At 66.8% G+C, this 22,481-nt stretch carries 19 protein-coding genes and 2 CRISPR repeat arrays (1 of these 21 cut by a window edge); of the genes, 9 read left to right on the top strand and 10 right to left on the bottom strand.

Going from position 1 to position 22,481, the window contains the following annotated elements; translation table 11 throughout:
• Positions 1-1,696: a CRISPR direct-repeat array (repeat unit 28 nt; unit sequence GTTCGCTGCCGCGTAGGCAGCTCAGAAA); it reaches 1,330 nt to the left of the window's first position.
• Between the two features lie 17 nt (positions 1,697-1,713).
• Positions 1,714-2,462: direct repeats of the CRISPR family, unit length 28 nt; unit sequence GTTCGCTGCCGCATAGGCAGCTCAGAAA.
• 37 nt (positions 2,463-2,499) lie between these two features.
• Positions 2,500-2,865 carry a hypothetical protein gene (locus DELCS14_RS26185; RefSeq protein WP_034400094.1) on the bottom strand — a complete coding sequence of 122 codons (366 nt, stop codon included), beginning with the start codon at positions 2,863-2,865 and terminating at the stop codon, positions 2,500-2,502.
• 157 nt (positions 2,866-3,022) lie between these two features.
• On the opposite strand from DELCS14_RS26185, the gene DELCS14_RS26180 reads away from it, so the two are divergent.
• Positions 3,023-3,388 carry an Arc family DNA-binding protein gene (locus tag DELCS14_RS26180; RefSeq protein WP_013804302.1) on the top strand — a complete coding sequence of 122 codons (366 nt, stop codon included), beginning with the start codon at positions 3,023-3,025 and terminating at the stop codon, positions 3,386-3,388.
• A gap of 10 nt (positions 3,389-3,398) precedes the next feature.
• Here DELCS14_RS26180 and DELCS14_RS26175 read toward each other — a convergent pair whose 3' ends face one another.
• Positions 3,399-4,157 (bottom strand): sulfite exporter TauE/SafE family protein, encoded by a 759-nt coding sequence (locus tag DELCS14_RS26175; protein WP_013804301.1) that lies wholly within the window; start codon positions 4,155-4,157, stop codon positions 3,399-3,401.
• A 190-nt stretch (positions 4,158-4,347) separates the two neighbouring features.
• A complete protein-coding gene (locus DELCS14_RS26170; RefSeq protein WP_013804300.1) occupies positions 4,348-5,292 on the bottom strand; it encodes a LysR family transcriptional regulator in 945 nt (314 codons plus the stop codon).
• Positions 5,293-5,410: 118 nt separating this feature from the next.
• Between DELCS14_RS26170 and DELCS14_RS26165 the strand changes: the two genes are divergently transcribed.
• From DELCS14_RS26165 to DELCS14_RS26155, 3 genes are read left to right on the top strand one after another with little or no spacing between them, the layout of a single operon-like run.
• Complete coding sequence (locus DELCS14_RS26165) at positions 5,411-6,382, top strand: tripartite tricarboxylate transporter substrate binding protein (protein WP_013804299.1); 972 nt, start codon at positions 5,411-5,413, stop codon at positions 6,380-6,382.
• A gap of 22 nt (positions 6,383-6,404) precedes the next feature.
• Positions 6,405-7,661: a CoA transferase gene (locus DELCS14_RS26160; protein WP_013804298.1), complete on the top strand. Its 1,257-nt coding sequence runs from the start codon at positions 6,405-6,407 to the stop codon at positions 7,659-7,661.
• A 42-nt stretch (positions 7,662-7,703) separates the two neighbouring features.
• Complete coding sequence (locus DELCS14_RS26155) at positions 7,704-8,690, top strand: MDR family oxidoreductase (RefSeq protein WP_013804297.1); 987 nt, start codon at positions 7,704-7,706, stop codon at positions 8,688-8,690.
• Positions 8,691-8,714: 24 nt separating this feature from the next.
• Here DELCS14_RS26155 and ybeY read toward each other — a convergent pair whose 3' ends face one another.
• Both ybeY and DELCS14_RS26145 read right to left on the bottom strand, forming a co-directional pair.
• Positions 8,715-9,173: an rRNA maturation RNase YbeY gene (gene ybeY / locus DELCS14_RS26150; protein ID WP_012203154.1), complete on the bottom strand. Its 459-nt coding sequence runs from the start codon at positions 9,171-9,173 to the stop codon at positions 8,715-8,717.
• 76 nt (positions 9,174-9,249) lie between these two features.
• Complete coding sequence (locus DELCS14_RS26145; RefSeq protein ID WP_013804296.1) at positions 9,250-10,221, bottom strand: PhoH family protein; 972 nt, start codon at positions 10,219-10,221, stop codon at positions 9,250-9,252.
• 125 nt (positions 10,222-10,346) lie between these two features.
• Between DELCS14_RS26145 and ruvA the strand changes: the two genes are divergently transcribed.
• A complete protein-coding gene (ruvA, locus tag DELCS14_RS26140; RefSeq protein ID WP_012203156.1) occupies positions 10,347-10,919 on the top strand; it encodes a Holliday junction branch migration protein RuvA in 573 nt (190 codons plus the stop codon).
• A 7-nt stretch (positions 10,920-10,926) separates the two neighbouring features.
• Entirely contained in the window at positions 10,927-12,012 is a 1,086-nt protein-coding gene (gene ruvB / locus DELCS14_RS26135) for a Holliday junction branch migration DNA helicase RuvB (protein ID WP_013804295.1), read from the top strand.
• Positions 12,013-12,121: 109 nt separating this feature from the next.
• Here ruvB and DELCS14_RS26130 read toward each other — a convergent pair whose 3' ends face one another.
• From DELCS14_RS26130 to DELCS14_RS26110, 5 genes are all read right to left on the bottom strand, one after another.
• Positions 12,122-12,838, bottom strand: coding sequence for an MgtC/SapB family protein (locus DELCS14_RS26130; protein WP_012203158.1), 717 nt, complete (start codon positions 12,836-12,838; stop codon positions 12,122-12,124).
• A 40-nt stretch (positions 12,839-12,878) separates the two neighbouring features.
• The gene (mgtA, locus tag DELCS14_RS26125; protein ID WP_013804294.1) at positions 12,879-15,638 is read right to left on the bottom strand and encodes a magnesium-translocating P-type ATPase; all 2,760 of its coding nucleotides are present in this window, start codon (positions 15,636-15,638) and stop codon (positions 12,879-12,881) included.
• A gap of 18 nt (positions 15,639-15,656) precedes the next feature.
• A complete protein-coding gene (locus tag DELCS14_RS26120) occupies positions 15,657-16,055 on the bottom strand; it encodes a hypothetical protein (RefSeq protein WP_013804293.1) in 399 nt (132 codons plus the stop codon).
• 213 nt (positions 16,056-16,268) lie between these two features.
• Positions 16,269-16,505, bottom strand: coding sequence for a hypothetical protein (locus DELCS14_RS26115; RefSeq protein ID WP_012203161.1), 237 nt, complete (start codon positions 16,503-16,505; stop codon positions 16,269-16,271).
• A gap of 251 nt (positions 16,506-16,756) precedes the next feature.
• Positions 16,757-18,631 (bottom strand): lysoplasmalogenase family protein, encoded by a 1,875-nt coding sequence (locus DELCS14_RS26110; protein ID WP_013804292.1) that lies wholly within the window; start codon positions 18,629-18,631, stop codon positions 16,757-16,759.
• A 239-nt stretch (positions 18,632-18,870) separates the two neighbouring features.
• Between DELCS14_RS26110 and DELCS14_RS26105 the strand changes: the two genes are divergently transcribed.
• The 3 genes from DELCS14_RS26105 to DELCS14_RS26095 all read left to right on the top strand — a co-directional run bounded on the left by DELCS14_RS26105 (position 18,871) and on the right by DELCS14_RS26095 (position 22,347).
• Entirely contained in the window at positions 18,871-19,875 is a 1,005-nt protein-coding gene (locus DELCS14_RS26105; protein WP_013804291.1) for a tripartite tricarboxylate transporter substrate-binding protein, read from the top strand.
• Positions 19,876-20,062: 187 nt separating this feature from the next.
• A complete protein-coding gene (locus tag DELCS14_RS26100) occupies positions 20,063-21,217 on the top strand; it encodes a hypothetical protein (RefSeq protein ID WP_228676823.1) in 1,155 nt (384 codons plus the stop codon).
• A complete protein-coding gene (locus tag DELCS14_RS26095) occupies positions 21,208-22,347 on the top strand; it encodes a hypothetical protein (RefSeq protein WP_013804289.1) in 1,140 nt (379 codons plus the stop codon). The genes DELCS14_RS26100 and DELCS14_RS26095 overlap by 10 nt, the downstream gene beginning before the upstream one ends.
• Positions 22,348-22,481: the final 134 nt, after the last annotated feature.

Raw genomic sequence — 22,481 nt, 5'->3', positions numbered from 1 at the left:
GCGTAGGCAGCTCAGAAAATCGATCAACTGCAACTTTTGGAGGCCGCTCAGTTCGCTGCCGCGTAGGCAGCTCAGAAAATTTCGGGTATGTGAGCAGCGTCGGAAATTCTGTTCGCTGCCGCGTAGGCAGCTCAGAAAATCTGCCTGGGCCAGCGTCCCATCGTGCACATGTTCGCTGCCGCGTAGGCAGCTCAGAAAAGCGTGGCAACGGCCATGGCCTTGTCCTTGGGGTTCGCTGCCGCGTAGGCAGCTCAGAAAAGGATGCATCGTGAGAACTCAGCGCTGTCTTCGTTCGCTGCCGCGTAGGCAGCTCAGAAATTGCGGCTTGCGCGCGGCGATGGGTCGAGCCGTTCGCTGCCGCGTAGGCAGCTCAGAAATCGGTCAGCGTGTATCCCTCTCTCTCGCTTGCGTTCGCTGCCGCGTAGGCAGCTCAGAAAAGGGGGCGGATGAGCCACATCTGCTCATACTCGTTCGCTGCCGCGTAGGCAGCTCAGAAATCTACGCATGCGACCTGCGCGCGCTCCTGGCTGTTCGCTGCCGCGTAGGCAGCTCAGAAAAACAAGGTGTTGGAAGCCGCCGGCGGCAAGTGGTTCGCTGCCGCGTAGGCAGCTCAGAAACCGAAGTGGCTGCGCGTGCCGGTGCAACGCTAGTTCGCTGCCGCGTAGGCAGCTCAGAAAAATGATGACCCTGGGCCAATTCGTGTTTGGCCGTTCGCTGCCGCGTAGGCAGCTCAGAAAAAACGAGCAGATGAAGCTGAGCCGAATGGGCAGTTCGCTGCCGCGTAGGCAGCTCAGAAATTCGACGGGATCTTTGACGGACTGTTCAAAGAGTTCGCTGCCGCGTAGGCAGCTCAGAAACTCAGTGAATGCCCGCTTTGCCCCTGACCCTCGTTCGCTGCCGCGTAGGCAGCTCAGAAAAAGGTCTTGGGGCCGAGGATGCCGTCATCAACGTTCGCTGCCGCGTAGGCAGCTCAGAAATTCCAGATCGACGCGGCGAACGGCATCCTGTCGTTCGCTGCCGCGTAGGCAGCTCAGAAAATCCCAAGTTCTGATGACGTGCGCACTCTGCTGTTCGCTGCCGCGTAGGCAGCTCAGAAAAACCACCGGAGCCATCCAATGACCGATCTCGCCTTCGCTGCCGCGTAGGCAGCTCAGAAATTTTGGCCGTCCGAGCTACCCGGCGCGCATGAGTTCGCTGCCGCGTAGGCAGCTCAGAAAGCTTGGAATTCCTGTGGCGCGAGGGCAAGGTGGTTCGCTGCCGCGTAGGCAACTCAGAAAGTGCGGTCCACGACCTCATCGTTTTCCATCTCGTTCGCTGCCGCATAGGCAGCTCAGAAATCCCACGACCATCCGCAAACTTGATCCCCAAGTTCGCTGCCGCATAGGCAGCTCAGAAATTTGCGCCTGGCGTTGCAAGATCAGACGGCTTGTTCGCTGCCGCATAGGCAGCTCAGAAAATGGAAATCGCCAAGATGCCCAGCCAAAGCGAGTTCGCTGCCGCATAGGCAGCTCAGAAAATCGCAGCGCCCCGGGCTCCCGTCGATCCCGCGTTCGCTGCCGCATAGGCAGCTCAGAAACTGGACCAGGCGATCTACCTGCGCCGCGCCATGTTCGCTGCCGCATAGGCAGCTCAGAAAAGCAGGCCTGGAGCGAACTGAAACGCCGGCTTGTTCGCTGCCGCATAGGCAGCTCAGAAATGGGTGGGCAAGGCCTGGTTCGCTGCCGCATAGGCAGCTCAGAAAATGAAGGCCGGACAGATCGCGGAGAGCATTGCGTTCGCTGCCGCATAGGCAGCTCAGAAAATGGACGAATCAAAGGCTGTGGTGCGCTACGGGTTCGCTGCCGCATAGGCAGCTCAGAAAAGGGATGACAACGTGATGCACGGCGCCGTCGATGTTCGCTGTCGCATAGGCAGCTCAGAAAGGCCACGGCCGCGCGAGGTTTGGGCTTCTGGCGTTCGCTGCCGCATAGGCAGCTCAGAAATGGGCTGACGCCAAGGAATCCGAGCTCCGCACGTTCGCTGCCGCATAGGCAGCTCAGAAATGAATCCGGCCAAGAAGCAGGCCTATCTGGTGGTTCGCTGCCGCATAGGCAGCTCAGAAATCGTTCAGCTACGGCCCGTATCGCTTGGCCTGGTTCGCTGCCGCATAGGCAGCTCAGAAAATGACGCAGTGTGCCGCGAACCCTACGCCATGGTTCGCTGCCGCATAGGCAGCTCAGAAAAGGACCGCGACATGCTGGTGATGCCGGCGGATGTTCGCTGCCGCATAGGCAGCTCAGAAAACTGCCACACGATGTAGTCGATCAAAAAGAGAGTTCGCTGCCGCGTAGGCAGCTTAGAAAATCCGCCTCCAGGGTAACGCCATGCAGCACAGGTTCGCTGCCGCGTAGGCAACTCAGAAAACGGAGCCGCCCGGCGCGGGGGGGGCGCTCAGGTTCGTTGCCGCTTAGGCAGCTCAGAAAGGCTGCTGACTTGGAGGCGACAGAGAAGCCTCTGCATTCAACCTTCCGGGCCATGCTCCGCGTATTCCACAAAGGACGGTGCTTCATCAAACAGTTGCAAGAGCAGTTTGAGGCGCCGGGCGTAGAGGCTCTGTGGCCGGTTGAAGGCCTGGGCTGCCAGGGCGATGGCTGCGCGGGCGAGGTACCACTCGTTGTCGAATTCGCTGGCGTCCTCGAATACCTTGTGCCGAATTTGCCGGATGTGATTCAGCGCCAGGTCTGCGGCCAGGTCCACCTCTACATCCGCGTCATGCCAGTCCATGTCGGCACAGCGTGTTTCGATCAGAGCAACCAGCCCCATCTCTGCGCGGGCAATGGACAGGGCGATCATTTGCTGCATGGTTGGCCAGGCAGCGGTGTCCATCGTGCAGGGCTTGTTCGTTGAGTGCCGTGACGCAGCCATATCGATTCCTTTGTCCGTCGCTTCAATGACTCGGGCTTTCTATGCACGATCTATGCACTCAATATTCTATGCATTGTGCATAGAAAATGGCAAGCGTGTTCCATGGCAAAGTGCGCGGATGGCACGCGACGACCCAACCATCTACATGCGTATCCCTCAGGAGTTGAAGGATCTGCTGGATGCCGCTTCTGAAGAGAACCGGCGCTCAATGACTGCCGAGGTCGTGGCTCGGCTACAGCAGACCTTTGCGGCGCCGCGCGTTTCGGGCATGGAAAGCGGTAGTTCGCAAATGAATCTGGATACCCGCGTCGGTGACGAAACGCTGGAAACCGTGAAGCGTATCGAAGAGCGGTTGCATTCGCTTGCGCAAGCCCTGGCCCTGCCACAGAGCGGCTCTCAGCCAGACACGGATGCGGCGACGCCGGAAAGATCCACAGGCAAGCGCGTATCGAAGTCAGCGCAGAGTGCGGCGCCGAAGAAGTAGCTTTCTGGCCTCACTGCCTCCAGAAAAACACCCCCGCCATCACCAGCCCCGTCAGCACGATGCCTGCGCGCAGCCATTCGGGCGGGATGCGGCGTGCCAGGCGAGCTCCGCCGTAGCCGCCTGCGGTGGCGGCAATCATCATGACCAGGGCCTGCTCCCACTGCACGACGCCACCGGCCGCATAGATGGCGACGGCAATGGCCGTGAGCAGGGCGGAGACCAGGTTCTTCATGCCGTTCATGGCATGCAGCCTTGTCTGGCCCAGCAGGCCGAACAGGGCCAGCAGCAGGATGCCCAGACCGCCGTTGAAGTAGCCGCCGTAGATGGCCACGGCCAGCATGCCGGCGCCGGCTTTGACGGGTGAGGCATGGGCGGCATGCTCGGCACTGCCGCGCGACGCCATGCGCCTGAGCTGGGGCGCGAAGGCGAACATGGCGGTGGCGGCCAGCAGCAGCCAGGGGACGACCTTGCGGAACAGGTGGTCGGGCGTGACCAGCAGCAGGGCCGCGCCCAGCGAGCCACCGATGAGCGACAGCACGATGACGCCGCGCATGCCCAGGCCGGGCGGCGGCTCCATGTCCTGGCGAAAGCCCCAGGCACCGGCCATGTAGCCGGGCAGCAGGGCGACGGTGCCGGTGGCGTTGGCGGCCACGGGCGGCACGCCGGTGAAGACCAGGGCGGGCAGGGTGAGGAAGCTGCCGCCTCCGGCAACGGCATTGAGCGCGCCGGCCACGAAGGCGGCGCTCATGAGCAGTGCGATGTCCCACATGGGTGTTGTCTCCTCCTGGAGCCGGGCATCGGCAGGCCGCCGTGGCCTTGCGCGGCCAGGCCGGTGTTATAGGTCGAGGCCGATCTTAGTGCCGGACCATCGGCCGGGCTGTCGCACCGGCATGGCGGCTGGGTCAGGGCTGCTTTGCGCAAAAGGACAGGATCGCGCCGGCGTGGTGGCCACCTGGCGGCTAGGGCTGCTCCACCACCGGGCCGGGCAGGCCCAGCGTGGCGCGCAGCAGGGCGACGCGCGGGTTGGCGACGGCGCTGCGGTAGATCAACGCCACGGGGCCCATGGAGATGGCGGGTGTGACATGCACCCTGCGCACCCCCAGCGACCGGGGCGAGGCCTGCAGCGTGGAGTCGGGCACGGCGCTGAGCCCCAGGCCGGCCCGGACCAGTTGCAGGTTGGTGAAGGGGCTGGTGGATTCGATGACGGGCGTGGGCGCGATCACGCCTTCGCGGCGGAACACCTCTTCCATCATGCGGCGCAGCATGGAGCTGCGCGTGGGCAGGATCCATCGCTGGCGCGCCAGCTCCTCCCAGCGGTTGCTGCGCGCGTGGCCTGCAGGGTGGTCCGGCGGGGCGATGACGGTGAAGCCGGTGTCGAACAGTTTTTCGTAGCGCAGTGGCTGGCCTGCAGCCTCGGGCAGTTCGGTGGGGTAGCTGGTGATGAGGGCGTCGAGCTCGCCGTCCAGCAGGCATTGCACAAGCAAAGGCACGCGTTCTTCCTTGAGCTGTACCCGTACATGGGGCTGCTGTGCGGCCAGGTCCGCCAGTACGCCGGGCAGGTAGCCCTGTGCCACGAAGGGCGGGGTGCCGATGCGCAGCAAGGTGATGGCCGGTTGCTGGGCGGTCTCGCTGCCCAGATGGCGCAGCTCGGCCAGCAGCATGGCCGCGCCGCGGATGGCGATCTCGCCCTGGGCCGTGGGTTCGAGCCCGCGCGCATTGCGCAGGAACAGCGTCACGCCGAAGGCCGCCTCGATCTCGCCCAGGGCCTTGCTCAGCGCGGGCTGGGTCAAATGCATGAGGCCGGCGGCGGCGCGCAGGCTGCCTCCCTGGTGCAGGGCCAGCAGGAGCTGCAGGTGCTTGAAGCGCAGCCGCGACAGCAGGCGTTGCGGGTCGAAGTCGTGCATGTTCCCGGGGGTGGAGTGATTACCAGAGGTTTGCCATCCATCCAAACATATCACTATTGGAAATGGGCCTGCCGTTCTATCGTGACCCCACGACGACAAGCGACAAGGAGACAGGACCATGGACAGACGCGTCTTTCTGGCAGGCAGCCTGGCGGCTGCCGCGCTTCCGCTGGTGCGGGCCAGCGATTTTCCGAGCCGGCCGGTGCGGGTGATTTCCCCGTATGCGGCGGGCGGGGGGCCTGATGTGCAATTGCGCCAGGCCGGCCCGGTGCTGGGGGAGATCCTGGGGCAGTCCATCGTGATCGAGAACAAGGTGGGTGCGGCCGGCGTGCTGGCCGCGCAGTATGTGGCGCAGCAGCCCGCCGATGGCTACACCTGCCTGATGGGCTCCAACACCCACCTGATCCAGAAGCTGCTGCAACCGGGCCTGCGCTTCGACCCCATCGGCGACTTCACGCCCGTCAGCAACCTGGCCTCATCGCCCACGGTGCTGGTGGTGCGTGCCGATGCGCCCTGGCGCACGGCCCGGGAGCTGATCGCGGGGCTGAAGGCCCAGCCGGCGCAGGCCAACTACGGCTCGGGCGGCATAGGCACTTCGGCCCATCTGGCGGGCGCCACGCTGGCCTCGCTGGCGGGCCTGCAGGTCACGCACATACCGCTCAAGGGATCGGTGGAGATTGCGGCATCGCTGATCCGCGGCGATACGCAGTATGCGTTTCCGGTGGCGGGCACCGGCATCCCCCAGGTGCAGGGCGGCAAGCTGCGGGCCCTGGCGGTGACCAGCCGCAAGCGCCTGGCGCAGCTGCCCGAGGTGCCCACGCTGCAGGAGGTGCTGGGCAGCGAGCTGGCGGTGCAGGAGTCCTGGTTCGGGCTGTGGGCTCCGGCCAGGACGCCCCCTGCCGTGGTCGAGCGCCTGCACGCCGCCGTGCGCCAGGCCGCCGCCCAGCCAGCGCTGCGCGCCTCGTTCGAGGCTGTCGGCAACGAGGCCACGGCCAGCGCTTCGCCGCAGGCCTTCGCTGATTTCGTGCGCAGCGAGAACCGCAAGTGGGCCGCCATCATCGAGCTGGCCGGCATCACCGCCAACAGTTGAACCAGGGAAAGGCAAGACGGGTATGGACAAGCCGCTGCAAGGAGTGCGCGTCATCGACATGTCGCATGTGATCGCGGGGCCGCTGGCCTCGCACTACCTGGCCCAGCTCGGGGCCGAGGTCATCAAGGTCGAGCCCACGCGTGGCGAGGTCATGCGCAACAGCCGGGCGCCCGGCGAGCCTGGGGGCGGCATGCCTTCGGGCTTCGTGGCGCTCAATGCGGGAAAGCGTTCGCTGGCGGTGGACATCCGCCAGCCCGAGGGCGCGGACATCGTGCGTGCCCTGGCGCGCACGGCCGATGTGTTCATCGAGAACTTCCGCCCCGGCGTGGTGGCGCGCCACGGCCTGGGCTACGAGGACATCCGGGCGGTGCGTCCCGACGTGGTGTACTGCTCCATCTCGGGCTTTGGCCAGCAGGGCGAGTGGGCCGGGCGGGGCGCCTATGACCATGTGGTGCAGGCGCTCACGGGCATGATGATGATGGCGGGGGGCGACGAGGAAGCGCCGCCCGTGAAGGTGGGCTTTCCCGTGATCGACGTGGCGGTGGGCATGCTGGGGGCGCTGTCGGTCACGGCGGCCCTGCACCAGCGCAACGCCTGGGCGCCTGGCGAGCGGCGCAGCCAGCACATCGATGCCTCCATGCTGCAGGCCTCGCTGATGCTGATGTACCCGCATGCCTGTACCTATCTCACCCATGGCGTGGAGCCTCGGCGCGTGGGCAACCGGGGCTATACGGGGAGCCCGGCGGCCGACACCTACCGGTGCGCCGACGGCTGGCTGTCCACGGCCGCCAACACGCCGCAGCAGTTTCGCAGGCTCGCCAGCGTGCTGGGGCTCGATGCGCTGTGCGAGGACGCCACGCTGCTGGACCTCGATGCCTTCAACGCGCCCGAGGGCGGCTTTGTCGCCGCGCGCGATGCGTCCGCGCTGCAGCGGCTGCAGGCATGTCTGGCCGAGGCCTTCGCCGCACGCAGTGCTCGGGACATGGAAGCCCGGCTCAACGCCGTGGGCGTGCCTGCGGCCAGGGTGCGGCGCCTGGGTGAATTCCTGGGCGAGGCCCGCGCCGCCGGCACCGTGTCACCTGTGAGCTATGGCGCCGACGGCGCTGCGGTGGACACTCCGGGACTGGGGTTCCGGTGGATGGATGCCGCGCCCCTGCCGGGTGCGCCGGCCCCCGCCCTGGGCGACGACAATCTCGCGCTGCTGCGGGAACTGGGGATGGCGGACGAGGCCATCGGCCGCCTGTGCCGCAGCGGCGTGCTGGGCGCGCCGCAGTCCTGATTGCCTTTGGATTTCCTTTGCCACTGCCTTGCTGGAGACCCCATGTTCAAAGCCTTGCTGCTGACCCAACCCGTACCGCGTGAAACCCGTGCCGAGTGTGTGGAGCTGGACGAAGCCAGCCTGCCCGCCGGCACGGTGCGCGTGGCCGTCTCGCATTCCACGCTCAACTACAAGGATGCACTGGCCATCACGGGGCGCTCGCCCGTGGTGCGCCAGTTCCCCATGGTGCCGGGCATCGACCTGGCCGGCACGGTGCTGGACAGCGAGGACGCGCGTTTCCAGCCCGGCGATGCCGTGCTGCTCAACGGCTGGGGCGTGGGCGAGACCCACTGGGGCGGGCTCGCCCAGCAGGCGCGCGTGAACGGCGACTGGCTGATCCGCCGGCCCGAGGCCTTCAGCGCACGGGATGCCATGGCCATAGGCACGGCCGGCTATACGGCCATGCTGTGCGTGATGGCGCTGCAGGCGCATGGCATCACGCCCTCCAGCGGCCCGGTGCTGGTGACGGGGGCCAATGGCGGCGTGGGCAGCATTGCCGTGGCCCTGCTGTCGCGCCTGGGTTTCGAGGTGCACGCCGGCACCGGGCGGCCCGAACAGGCCGAGCACCTGAAGGCGCTGGGCGCGGCGCGGATCGTGGAGCGCAGCAGCCTGGATGCGCCCGGCAAGCCGCTGCAAAAGGAGGTCTGGGCGGCGGCCGTGGACAGCGTGGGCAGCCATACGCTGGCCAATGTGTGCGCCAGCCTGCGCTACGGCGGCTGCGTGGCGGCCTGCGGGCTGGCCCAGGGGCTGGACCTGCCCGCTTCCGTGGCACCGTTCATCCTGCGCGGCGTGTCGCTGCTGGGCATCGACAGCGTCTATGCGCCGCAGGCGCGGCGCGAGCAGGCCTGGGCGCGGCTGGCCGCCGAACTGCCGCGCGAGGTGCTGGAGCGCAATACCGAAGAGGCGGGCCTGGCCGATGCGGTTGCGCTGGCGCCCCGGCTGCTTGCCGGCCAGGTGCGCGGCCGGGTCGTCATCGATACGGCGCGCTGAGGCCCGCGTGGGCTCTGGTGCCGCCTACTTGGCGTAGGGGTCGGCAAAGCCCAGCTCGACCATGATCTCGGTCTCGTAGGCTTCCATTTCCTCGGCGTCCTGCTCGCTGGTTTCATGGTCCCAGCCTTGGGCGTGCAGCGTGCCGTGCACCAGCAGGTGGGCGTAGTGCTCCTCCAGCGTTTTGTTCTGCTCGCGCGCCTCGCGCTCGACCACGGGGGCGCACAGCACCAGGTCGGCCATGGCCGTGGGCTCCTGCTGGTAGTCGAAGGTCAGGACGTTGGTGGCGTAGTCCTTTTGCCGGTATTCGCGGTTGAGCTGCTGGCCTTCCTCGGCATCGACGATGCGCACGGTGATTTCGGCATCGACGGCCAGGGCGTGGCGTATCCAGCGCGTGACCTTGCTGCGGGACAGCACGGCGCGGTGGACAGGTGCCTCGGCAAAGCGCGCGAATTGCAGGGACAGTTGCAGTTGGTTCAGGGACATGGGGGAGTGCGTGGGCGTGAGCTTGGGCGTGTGCTTTGGAGCGCCCGTGGGCGGGCGTCTGCTGTGGCTGTCGGGATCAATGCGCGGCAAGGCGCGGTGCGGCACGGCGCGCCGGGGCCTGGCCGCGTGCGTCGTAGGCGTCCACGATGCGGGCCACCAGCGGGTGGCGCACCACGTCGGCGCTGGTGAAGTGGTTGATGGCGATTCCCTTGACGCGCTTCAAGACGCGCTCGGCATCGATCAGGCCGCTCAGGGCGCCCTTGGGCAGGTCGATCTGGCTGACGTCGCCCGTGACCACGGCGCGGGCGCCGAAGCCGATGCGCGTGAGGAACATCTTCATCTGCTCGGGCGTGGTGTTCTGCGCCTCGTCCAGGATGACGAAGGCGTTGTTCAGAGTGCGCCCGCGCATGAAGGCCAGCGGCGCGATCTCCAGCACATTGCGCTCGAAGGCCTTTTGCACCTTCTCGTAGCCCATGAGGTCGTAGAGCGCGTCGTACAGCGGGCGCAGGTAGGGGTCGACCTTCTGCGTGAGGTCGCCGGGCAGGAAGCCCAGGCGCTCGCCTGCCTCCACTGCGGGGCGCGTGAGCACGATGCGCTGCACGGCGCTGCGCTCCAGCGCGTCCACGGCGCAGGCCACGGCCAGGTAGGTCTTGCCGGTGCCGGCCGGGCCGATGCCGAAGGTGATGTCGTGGCGGGCGATGTTCTCCAGGTAGGCCGACTGGTTGGCCGTGCGCGCGCGCAGGTCGGGGCGGCGCGTGGACAGCTGGATGGCGTCCTGGGGCTGCTCGATGAGTTCGGTGTCACCGGCCAGCATCAGTTGCAGGGAGTCGTCCAGGATGGGGTCGTCGGCCATCTCGTAGAGGGCCTGCAGCAGCTCCAGTGCGTCGTTGGCCTTGGCCTTGGGGCCGTCGATCTTGAATTGCTCGTGGCGGTGGGCGATCTTGACGCCCAGTGCGATCTCGATGGTGCGCAGGTGCGCGTCGGCCGGGCCGCAGACGTGGCTCAACCGGTTGTTGTCGTGGGGTGTGAAGGTGTGGCGCAGGATCACGCGGATAATTCCAGAGATTCCGGGCGGCGGCCAGCGCGAGGGCGTGGTGCCATACCCTGTGAATGGGCCGGCGTTCGGTTGCGGACGGGCATGAAAAGCCGCCCCCAGGGCGGCAAAGGACACCAATGATAGGCAAATTGACAGGAACGCTGCTGGAAAAAAACCCGCCCGAGGTGCTGGTGGACTGCGGCGGCGTGGGCTACGAGGTGCAGGTGCCCATGAGCACCTTCTACAACCTGCCCGCCAGTGGGGCCAAGGTCAGCCTGCTGACGCACTTCGTGGTGCGCGAGGATGCGCAGCTTCTGTACGGCTTTGGCACGCACAGCGAGCGCCAGGCGTTCCGCGAGCTGATCAAGATCACCGGCATCGGCCCGCGCATGGCGCTGTCGGTGCTCAGCGGCATGAGCGTGGAGGACCTGGCCCAGGCCGTGACGCTGCAGGAGGTGGGCCGCCTGGTCAAGGTGCCGGGCATCGGCAAGAAGACGGCCGAGCGCCTGCTGCTGGAGCTCAAGGGCAAGATCGGCGCCGATACGGGCGCGCAGTCGCTGTTCGTGAACAACGATCAGAACGACATCGTGCAGGCGCTGATGGCGCTGGGCTATTCCGACAAGGATGCGGCCGCCGCGCTCAAGAAGCTGCCGCCCGACGTGGGCGTGACCGAAGGCATCAAGCTGGCGCTGAAGGCGCTGGCCAAGTGAGCGGCGCATGAGCATCCATACCGACGATTTCGGGCAGGGCGGCTTTGCGCAGGGCGGCTTCCCGCCAGACAAGGCACCGGACAAGCCGCGCATGATTTCGGCAGCGCCGGTCTCGCGCGGGGAAGAGGCCATGGAGCGCGCGCTGCGCCCCAAGCTGCTGCAGGAGTACGTGGGCCAGGCCAAGGCGCGCGAGCAACTGGAGATCTTCATCGGCGCGGCCCGAAAGCGCAATGAGGCGCTGGACCATGTGCTGCTGTTCGGCCCGCCGGGCCTGGGCAAGACCACGCTGTCGCACATCATCGCGGCCGAGCTGGGCGTGAATCTGCGCCAGACCAGCGGCCCCGTGCTGGAAAAGCCCAAGGACCTGGCGGCGCTGCTGACCAACCTCGAAGCCAACGATGTGCTGTTCATCGACGAGATCCACCGCCTGTCGCCCGTGGTCGAGGAAATCCTCTACCCGGCGCTGGAGGACTACCAGATCGACATCATGATCGGCGAGGGGCCGGCGGCGCGCTCCATCAAGCTGGACCTGCAGCCGTTCACGCTGGTGGGCGCGACCACGCGCGCGGGCATGCTGACCAACCCGCTGCGCGACCGCTTCGGCATCGTGGCGCGGCTGGAGTTCTATACGGCCGAGGAGCTGGCGCGCATCGTGCGGCGCAGTGCAGGCCTGTTGAACGCGCCCATCGATGACGAGGGCGCCTTCGAGATCGCGCGCCGCTCGCGCGGCACGCCACGCATTGCCAACCGCCTGCTGCGCCGCGTGCGCGACTATGCCGATGTGCGCGGCGACGGCAGCATCACGCGCGAGCTGGCCGACCGCGCGCTGGCCATGCTCGATGTCGATCCCCAGGGCTTCGACATCATGGACCGCAAGCTGCTGGAGGCCGTGGTGCACCGCTTCGACGGCGGCCCCGTGGGCCTGGACAACATCGCGGCCAGCATCGGCGAGGAGGCGGGCACCATCGAGGATGTCATCGAGCCCTACCTGATCCAGCAGGGCTTTTTGCAGCGCACGCCGCGCGGGCGCATGGCGACCCAGGCGGCGTACCGCCATCTCGGGTTGCCGGTGCCAGAAAAAGACACCCCCTGAGCGGCTGTGCCGCTTCCCCCTCTCTCGCTTCGCGGGAGTGGGACGACACCCTCGGTGCGGGGCGGCCCTTCCTCGGTGTCCTAGATCTAGGACTGCGTGATACCCCTACTCATTCTTCCGTGCCGGCGTTCCAGAAGGCCTGCAGCACGCCGGGCAGGGCCTCGATGGCGGCGATCACGCGGTCCAGCTCGTCTGAGTCCACCGAGGTGGCGTAGAGCATGGCCTCGATCTCCGTGTCCTGCGGGCCGAAGGCATGGGTTTCCACGCCGCGCACGGGGTAGCTGGCGTTCTCCAGCAGCTCCAGCATCTGCTCGCGCACATCGCCCTGGGCGCCGCGGTGGCAGATGGCGTAGACGTAGTAGGTCGACTCCGTGGATTCGTCATCCACCGGGCGGCGGTTGATGCGGTTGACCACGGGGCGCAGCAAGGTATTGCTGGCCAGCACGAACAGCGTAGCCAGGCCCGCCTCGGCCACCAGGCTGGCGCCCGCGCAGGCGCCCACGGCGGCCGAGCCCCACAGCGTGGCCGCCGTGTTCAGCCCGGTGATGTTGGCCCCTTCCTTCATGATGGCGCCCGCGCCCAGGAAGCCCACGCCCGAGACCACGTAGGCCACCACGCGCGTGGCGCCCTCGGCCCCGCCCAGGCGCACGGCCAGGTCCACGAAGACGGCCGCGCCCACGGCGACCAGGGTGTTGGTGCGCAGCCCCGCCGTGCGCTGGCGCACCTGGCGCTCCAGGCCGATGAGGGCGCCGAACACGAAGGCCGTGGTCAGGCTGACGAAGGTGTCCAGCATGGCGCCGGGGTTGAGGTTCTGCAGGGCCTGCATGGGGTTCCGGGCTTTCCTGGTGAATGGGTTGGAGGGTGCGTCACTGCCAGCCGTAGCGGCGGATGTAGACACGCTTGAGCAGCGTGGCCAGGCAAGCGTAGCCCAGCAATATGGCAATCATCCACGGGAAGTAGGCCGCCGGCAGCGCCTGCAGCTTGAAGTAGCCGGCCAGCGGCCCCATCGGCAGGAAGATGCCGGCCGCCATCACGGCCGCCGTGGCCAGCAGCAGCGGCCAGGACGGGCGGCTTTGCAGGAAGGGGATCTTGGGCGTGCGGATCATGTGCACGATCAGCGTCTGCGTGAGCAGCCCGATGACGAACCAGCCCGACTGGAACAGCGTCTGCTGCTCAGGCGTGTTGGCGGCGAAGACGAACCACATCAGCGCGAAGGTCAGGATGTCGAACAGCGAGCTGATGGGCCCGAAGAACACCATGAAGCGGCCCAGGTCGGCCGGGTTCCAGCGCAGCGGCTGGCGCACCAGTTCGTCGTCCACGTTGTCGAAGGGGATGGCGATCTGTGAGAGGTCGTACAGCAGGTTCTGCACCAGCAGGTGCAGCGGCAGCATGGGCAGGAAGGGGATGAAGGCCGAGGCCACCATCACCGAGAACACGTTGCCGAAGTTGGAGCTGGCCGTCATGCGGATGTACTTCAGCATGTTGCTGAAGGTGCGCCGGCCCTCGATCACGCCCTGCTCCAGCACCATCAGGCTTTTTTCCAGCAGGATGATGTCGGCCGCTTCCTTGGCGATGTCCACGGCGCTGTCCACGCTGATGCCGATGTCGGCCGCGCGCAGGGCCGGTGCGTCGTTGATGCCGTCGCCCATGAAGCCGGTGATGTGGCCGTTGGCGCGCAGCGCATGCACGATGCGCTCCTTGTGCAGCGGCGTGAGCCGGGCGAACAGCTGGTGTCGTTCCACTGTCTGGCGCAGCATCTCGTCGTTCATGTGCTCGATCTGCGTGCCCAGGACGATGCGGTCTGCGGGCAGCCCCACATCGCGGCAGACCTTGGCGGCCACCAGTTCGTTGTCGCCGGTCAGCAGCTTGACGGCCACGCCGTGCGCGGCCAGGGCGGCCAGCGCCTCGGCCGTGGTTTCCTTCGGTGGGTCCAGGAAGGCGATGTAGCCGATCAGGGTCAGCTCCGACTCGTCGGCCACGCCGTAGTCGCTCTTGTGCGGCGGCACTTCCTTCATGGCCACGGCGACCACGCGCAGGCCCTCGCGGTTGAGCTCGCGCGTCACGCGGCGCACGCGGGCCAGCTGCTCCTCGTCCAGCGGGCGCGTGCCGTCGCCTTCGCGCAGCCGGGTGCAGGCGCCCAGGATTTCCTCGACCGCGCCCTTGCAGATCAGCTCGTGGTGGTGGTTGCGCTCGGCCACCACCACGGACATGCGGCGGCGCTCGAAGTCGAAGGGGATCTCATCGACCTTGCGGTAGTCCTCGGCCAGGCGCATCTGGGTGTGCAGCTCCACGTGTTCCAGCACGGCATGGTCGAGCAGGTTCTTCAGGCCCGTCTGGTAGTGGCTGTTGAGGTAGGCGAAGCGCAGCGTCTCGTCGCAGGGCTGGCCGAAGGCGTCGGTGTGCCGCTCCAGCACGATGCGATCCTGGGTCAGCGTGCCGGTCTTGTCGGTGCACAGCACGTCCATGGCACCGAAGTTCTGGATGGCGTCCAGCCGCTTGACCACGACCTTGCGGCGCGACAGCACCACGGCGCCCTTGGCCAGGGTGGAGGTCACGATCATGGGCAGCATCTCGGGCGTCAGGCCCACGGCCACGGACAGCGCGAACAGGAAGGCCTCGGCCCAGTCGCCCTTGGTGTAGCCGTTGATGAACAGCACCACGGGCACCATCACCGCCGCAAAGCGGATCAGCAGCCAGCTGACGCTGTTGACCCCGGTCTCGAAGGCCGTGGGCGCGCGGTCGTTGGAGGTCACCCGCGTGGCAATGGTGCCGAAATAGCTGCGGTTGCCCGTGGCCAGCACCACGGCCAGCGCCGTGCCCGAGACCACGTTGGTGCCCATGAACAGCAGGTTGCTGGCATCCAGCACGCCAGTGCCATTCGATGCACTGGCGTCGGCGCGCTTTTCCACGGGCAGGGATTCGCCGGTCATGGCGGACTGGCTCACGAACAGGTCCTTGGCGCTGAGCACGCGGCAGTCGGCAGGGATCATGTCCCCGGCCGACAGCACCACGAAGTCGCCGGGCACGACCTCGCGCAGTGGCACCTCGTAGCGGCGCGCCTGCTGGCCGAAGCCGCTGTGCGGGGCGTCTGCGGAGTCGGCATCTGCCGGCGCCGTGGGGCCGCCATTGCGGCGCAGCACCGTGGCCGTGCTGCTGACCATGGCCTTGAGCCGCGCGGCGGCGCGGTTGGAGCGGCCTTCCTGCACAAAGCGCAGCAGCGTGGACAGCAGCACCATGGAGGCGATGACGACCGTGGCCTTCATGTCCTCGGTGGCGTAGGAGACCACGGCCAGCAGCGTCAGCAGCAGGTTGAAGGGATTGCGGTAGCAGTACCACAGGTGCAGCCAGCCGGGCAGCGGCTTTTCGTGCTCGACCTCGTTGGGGCCGAGACGTGCGAGCGCGGCGCGGGCCTGCTCGCGGGTCAGGCCGTCCTCGCTGGAGCCGGTGCGCGCCAGCACGGCGGCAATGTCATCGCGCGAGGCGCGCAGCAGCTCGCGCGTGAGGGTCGGCGATACCGAGCGCGAGTGGTGCACGGCCGTGCCCGAGGGCAGGGCATTGCGCCGGAACAGCCCCAGGGCATGGCGGCTGCGCAGAAACGCCTGGAACAGGTGCTTGAGGCTTTTCATGGTGACCTCCCTGGCGGCTCAGGCCTGGCTCGAACGAAGGGTGGCGCGCAGCCAGTGCCAGTTGCGCTGGCAGGCGCACAGCAGGCGGCGGCTCAGCGGCGGGCGGGTCACGGTGGCTGACTGCAGCCATTGGCGCCGCGCATGGGCAGGCAGGTGGCGGTAGACCTCGGCGCGCTCCTGCGCCGCCAGCAGGGACAGGACGTCGGCCTGCTGGCGCTGCGTGAGCGCCACAAGGGCGTGGGCGAAGAGATCGGGGCCGTGTTGCTGCAGCAGGGCGTGCAGTTGTCCGGTATGGCGTGCCGCAATGGCGGCTTGCAGGGCCAGCTGCAGGGTGCTGGCGCGGGAGGTGTGGCTGGCGCGTGTGGCGGCCGGCGTGGCTGCGGGCAGGGTGCGCAGCGCGGTGATGACGTGTTGCATGGCGGGCTTCTTTCGTTGCGGCCGAAAGAAGCCCGGCACCTATCCGTCAATGGACGTGCGCGGGTCTCCCGGCCGGGGCCTTGGGATGAGGCGGAAGGGCCGCAGGCATGTGCGGCCGGACCGTATCGGAGGGGTCAGGGCAAGATCGACTCGGATCGGGGTCCATGGGGGAGCTCCTTTCTGACGAGGGGACGGACAAGGCGGGCGGCGCGCTCAGCGCGGCTGCAGGCTCAGAAAGCTGCGGATGCGGTGCGTGGGCCAGTGGGTCTGCAGGTCCAGGTGCATGGCGTGCTCCATGGCCGAAGGGGCCTGGGCTTGCATCTGTGCCTGTGCCTTGGCCTGCATTGCTGCCTGGGAGGCAGCCACGCGCGTGCCGGTGGCGCCGGGGCAGGGCGCGGCAGTGGCAGGCTGCAGGCGTTGCATTGCGGGGCGGACGAACGGTGTGGACATGGCTTTCTCCTTGGCGAACCAGGAAGACCGCCGTAGGCAGGGCCGTCAAGCAGCGTGGGCCGGGCGCTGCTCGATGGCAGCCACACGGGCACGCGGTCAGTGATCAACAGCCATTGGAATCTTCGGTGCAGGAGCGGCGTGCCTGATGCATGCCAAGCGCCACTGCAGCGCCGGGCGGCGCGAAGATCCAAGGGGAAACGCAGCAATGGATGGAAGCCGACCGACATGGCCGCTCCCATCACAGGAGTCGGTCAGTCAGCCAGCAGCGAAGCCATTGCGGCGCGCTGTTTGTCACTGGTTGAACTGGCACTGTCCACGGAGGACTCCTGAAAATGCGATCCCTCGATTGTGCCTTGCGAGCTGCTTCGGGTCAACCCTGATGTCGATGCGCCACGGGCCAGCCAGCCCTGCACGATCAGCAGCTGCGCCGCATAGTAGGTGGACAGCACGCCGGCTTGCGCGCCGTCGAAGGGCTGCACAAATCGGTTGATGGCCAGCAGCGAGTCGCTGGCCATGAAGAAGCAGGCACCCATGGCCACCTGCCAGGCCGCCTTGCCGCCCAGATGCCGCGCGCGGCCCAGGGCCTGCGCCGCCATCAGCGCAATGACCAGCACATAGGCGGCCACGGGCAGGCGCAGCGCGGCGGGCAGGCCGCCCTGCCAGAGCACGGCATACATGCCCGCGCCCAGGGCCAGCGTGGCGGCCAGCGAGGGCCGGTGTGCAAACCAGGGCGCATCCTGGCGCAGCAGCACGATATAGGCCAGGTGGGCGAGCAGGAAGCTGGCCAGGCCCGGGATGAACAGATCGGGCAGCATCAGGAACACGTCGCCCGCCAGGGATGCCGCCAGTGCCGCGGCCAGCCAGCAGGCGCCGCGCGCGGGTTTCGCCAGTGCCGAGAAGGCCGTGCTGCCGCGCCACAGCTGCATGACGGCGATCAGCGCAAAGACCATAGTCAGCGGCTTGAACAGCCAGTGCCAGTGCAGCATGTCCAGCGCGGCGGTGGCGGTGGCCAGTGCGCCGGCCTCAATGGCCAGTGCCAGCCACAGGCTGATGCGCCCCTGCATGGCTGCGCCCAGCGCCCATTGGCAAGCCAGCAGCACGGCAAACCACAGTGCATTGCGGGCCGTCGAGGACTGGTCGGCATGCCAGAGAAACAGCGACACCCCGGCGATCAGCGCCACGAACTGCAGGCCTGCAAACCAGCGCAGGCCGCGCTCCATCCCCGGTGCGTAGAGCACGCGGTGCGCGTCCAGGTCGAAGGCCGGCCTGGGAAAGCGCTGCGCCACATCGGCAGGGCGCCATCCGGGCGGCTTGAGCCAGACGCGCAGCTTGTCGCTCCAGCGCCGCGCATGCCAGCTGTCATGGATGAGTTGCCGGTACACCACGGCGTTGGCCCACAGCGGATCCCAGCTTTGCAGCAGGCCGCGCGTGCCGTAGACACAGGGCTCGCTGTCGTCCTCGGGCTTGAAGGTGCCGAACATGCGGTCCCAGACGATGAGGATGCCGCCGTAGTTCCTGTCCAGGTAGCAGTCATTGACGGCGTGGTGCACGCGGTGGTTGCTGGGCGCGCAGAACCAGCGGTCGAACCAGCCCAGGCGCCGCACCTGCTCGGTATGGACCCAGAACTGGTAGAGCAGATCGATCAGGCCCACGATGGCAAACACCAGCGGCGGCACGCCGGCCAGCGCCATGGGCAGGTAGAACAGCCAGCCCAGCAGCGCGCCCGAGCTGGTCTGGCGCAGCGCCGTCGACAGGTTGTAGTCCTGGCTCTGGTGGTGCACGGCGTGGGCTGCCCACAGCACGGCCACCTCATGGCCCATGCGGTGCAGCCAGTAGTAGCAGAAGTCGTAGAGCAGCAGGGCCAGCAGCCAGCCGGGAATGCTGGTCCAGAAGGCGTCGTTGCGCCACAGCGCCACATGATCGAAGGCCAGTGTGTACAGACCTATGCGCAGCAGCTGGGTGAAGACGGCGCTGGTCTGGCTGAGCATGCCCAGGCTGATGGAGCTGACGGCATCGGCCAGCCGGTAGGCATTGCGCCCGCGCCACAGGCTCACGCCCCATTCCAGCGCGATCAGCAGCAAAAAGGCCGGCGTGGCGAAGACGATGATTTGGCTGGGTGAGGGCATCATGGCCTGCCAATTCTGGACAGGGCCGTTGTGCGGCGCCTTAGGCGTGAACCCTAGGACACGGAATCACAAGGGTTGAAACGGATTGCAATAAATGGGGCTTCATGGCAGGCGCGTGGCAGGAAAATTGCGCCCTATGGCAGAATCGCCCGCTTTCCACGCGCTGGACGTGCTTGCCCTGCAGGCCATCGCCAGCCCGCACCGCCTTTGCCGGCATGCGCCTTGCATGCCCAAGCCCCATGCCCTTGTCCCGCCGCTCCCTGCTATCGGCTGCCGCCTCACTGGCTGTGGCCCTTGCCGCTGCACCCGCCGCCCATGCCGCGCCGGGCGCGGGCAAGCCCTGGCCGGCAGCCGGGCCCATCACCCTGATCGTGCCCTTTGGCGCGGGCAGCGATGTGGACGCCACGGCGCGGCTGATCGCCGAAAAGCTGGGTGCGCGGCTGCACCAGTCGGTGGTGGTGGACAACGTGCCGGCCTCGGGCGGCGTGCTGGGCGTGAGCAAGGTGGCGCGCTCGCACGCCGATGGCTATACGCTGCTGCTGGGCTTTGACGGGCCGGTGAGCATTGCGCAACTGGTGAACTCCTCGGTGCGCTATGACGCCGAGCGTGATCTGGCTCCCGTGGGTCTGGTCACCGCGGCGCCCATGGTGATCGTGGCCCGCCCGGGCCTGCCGGTGCACAACCTCAACGAGCTGATCAGCATGGCCCGCGCCCGGCCCGGCGCGCTGACCTATGCCACGCCGGGCGTGGGAACGGTGCTGCACCTGGCCATGGAACGGCTGCAGGAGCGCGCCCGCATCCGCCTGGTCCATGTGCCCTATCGCGGCGTGGCCCAGGTGACCAGCGAGGTCATGGGCGGCCAGGTCGATCTGGGCATTCTGATGACCACCGGCGCCACGCCGCTGGTACAGCAGAAAAAGCTGGAAGGCGTGGGCGTGACCTCGGCACAGCGCATCGATGTGATTCCCGAGGTCATGAGCTTTGCGGAGGCGCCCGATCTCAAGGGCTTCGAGCTGGAAGCCTGGACCGGCCTGTTCGCCCCCGCCCGCACGCCCGAACCCGTGGTCAGCCGCCTGGCCGCCGAACTGGCCGAGGTGCTGAAGCTGCCCGAGGTCCGCAAGCGCCTGCAGGACAGTGGTGCCACGCCCGGCTCGGGCACGCCGGCCACGTTCGCCCAATTCCTGAAGAAGGAAAAGGCGAGCTACACGCAGATCGTCAAGTCCGCCAATATCCAGGTGGAATAGGCCGCGCTGACGGTCAGCGGGTGACCGCTTTTTTCCATTGAATGAAGACAGGGCCGGCGAAATCGGCGGCATTGTCTGCAGTCGCCTTTGTGCGCCGAGTGCCACGTATTGGTGTGTGAAATCTGTTACCCTCCGCTTACATTTTTAAGGGGGCGGTGTGGGGGTGGAGAAAATCATGCGCCGGGCCATGGCATGGCTCTGGCTTTTTGCGCTTGCAGCGTCGGGTGCTGCAATGGCCGAGGACCGGCCCAATGTCACTTTTGCGGGAGTCGCCTATTCGGGCGACGCCAGTTCGCAGCAGCAGCGATTCCCTTATTCAAAGCAGTATGAGAGCCGCCTGAAGGCCGCCGGACACAGTGCCTATGCGCGGGCACTGGCATTCGTGCAGCAGGCGCCTGCACAGCATCTGCAGATATCCACCAATCCCATCGATGAGCTCAAGGGGCGCGACCAGGCCCTGGTGGTTTCTCTGGTGCTCAATTCCGAGACGGTCTCCGTGGAAAGCTTTGGCGGCGTGCGCAAGCTGTTCATCCTGATTCGTGGGCAGGCCCTGTTTTTCGATTTCAAGTCCATGACGGCGGTGCGTTCGTATCCACTGAGCTTTGCCTTCATCGACAACCTGCGCCACGAGCCGTCGCAAGAGGAAATCATGGAGCGCGTGACCAAGGTATACGAAGGCGCGGGAGGCAAGCCCGGCATCTTCGGCCGTTTTGCCCAGGTGCTGGCCACGGCCACCGTGCCCTCGCAGACTCCGCGTTTCCTGCAGGTCACCGATATCCAGATTCCCGCCGCCATGGCCGAGATGCTGCCCGGCTATCTGCAGGACCCGCAGGTGCACAAGACCTGGGCCGCCGATATCGTGGGCGAGGCCATTTCCAGCCGCATTGGTGTGCCCATCATTCCTTTTGCCATGGGCTATGCCGTGGGCAATGTGATGCGCATGCAGGTGCTTGATGGAGAGGTCTACACGCTGCAGCTGCCCAGTGCCGACTACGCCATCAGCGTCGATTTCAAGGGATTCAAGAAGCTCAAGTTCAAGGAATCCAGCGCCGGCACCAGCTATGTCTACGGCACCTTTGCCGATATGCGCATCCAGGAACCCAATGGACCGGTGTTTCTCGGCGCCTCGCTGAAGAACGCGGAAGTGAAGGTGGTGCCTTCCACGCAAACCCATGTCGATGATTTTCCGGCGTTCTATGACTCGCTCAACGGCCTTTTCGTGAAGCTGGCCGAGACGGTGGCGGCTGGACGGGGCAATGACTGGCTCAAGTCGGCTGCTGCCGAGAGCGACATCGAAGCGCAAATTGTCAAAACAAAAGACCTGATGAATCTATGCAAGTAATCCAGAAAATCCTCCTGTGCCTTTCCATGGCGCTGTTCGCGGCCGGTGCGGGCGCGCAGGTGCAGCAGGCACGCGGCAAGGCCTCGGTCAGCTACCAGGATTCAAAGGTCAGCCCGCAGGACAAGGAGCGTGCGCTGATGGCGGCCCAGCTCAAGGCCGTGGAGTTCTACTACGCCGAAGCCGGCCAGTCGGAGGCCGAGAATTTCGACGCCGTGCGCGACAAGATCCTGGCCAACCCCGATCGCTACATCCTTGAGCACACCGTGCTCAGCGAAGAGGACAACGCCGACAGAAAGCAGTACACGGTCTCCGTGCGCGTGGCGCTGAACGTGGCCAATCTGCGCAATGCCGTCAAGGCCAACTCTGCCGTGGTCAAGGCCGGTCCTGCAGGCCGGTCGCCGCTGGCCTTCATGTTCGTCTCGCGCCAGGTGGCCACGACCAAGTCCTTCGATGACCGCGTCTACAAGCGCGTGGACGAGACCGAGGACGTCAAGGCCCAGGTCAGCGCTTCCGAAAAGGGCAGCGAGGGTGAATCCATCCGTGGCGGACGCATCAGCACGAATGCCTCCACGGCGACCTCGGGCACCGCCTCGGTCAAGAGCAGCCGCACTTCCGAAACCGGCGGCAGCACGACGCGCCGCTCGGCCGAGTCCACCTGGCGCGTGATCCCCAGCGCCAACCTGTCCCAGGTCTTTTTCTCCAACTTCGCCAAGGCCGGCTTCAAGGTGTCAGAGGCTGCCCTGGTGGAGCCCTACACGGGCGGCCACTTCAAGGTCGCGGCCGTGGAGAACGACTACAAGAGCGGCATGGACCTGCAGCCCTCGACGCTGGCGGCCATGGTGGCCGGCATGCGCACGGCACAGATTCCCTACATCGCCCTGGGCACGCTGGATGTGGGCATGGGCGAGCCCGACCCCCAGACCGGCCTGATGCGCGTGAGCGTGACGGTCAACGCCAAGATCCTGGACATCGCCCAGACCATTCCCGACACGATTGCCGCCGTCGGCCCCGTGCTGTACGCGGGCATGGGTCCGTCCGAGGATGAGGCGCGCAACAACGCGCTGAAGCTGGCCGCCAACAACGCGGCCCGCGATCTCACCAGCCAGGTCACCAATCTGGGCCTGCGCTGAGCGCTGCGGCTTCCAAGGTCCGGCTGCCATGCAGCCGGACCTTTTTTCCGTTCTTTCGCTTTCCACGTTTTCCACGCCTACCTCGTTTTTATCTTCGCCGTCCGCGTTCACGGACTGCTGCAACCCGAGTCCAT

Source organism: Delftia sp. Cs1-4, assembly GCF_000214395.1.
Classification (GTDB): Bacteria; Pseudomonadota; Gammaproteobacteria; order Burkholderiales; family Burkholderiaceae_C; genus Comamonas; species Comamonas acidovorans.
Note: the sequence above shows the minus strand (reverse complement) of the source record. Positions and strands in the feature narration are given on the sequence as shown.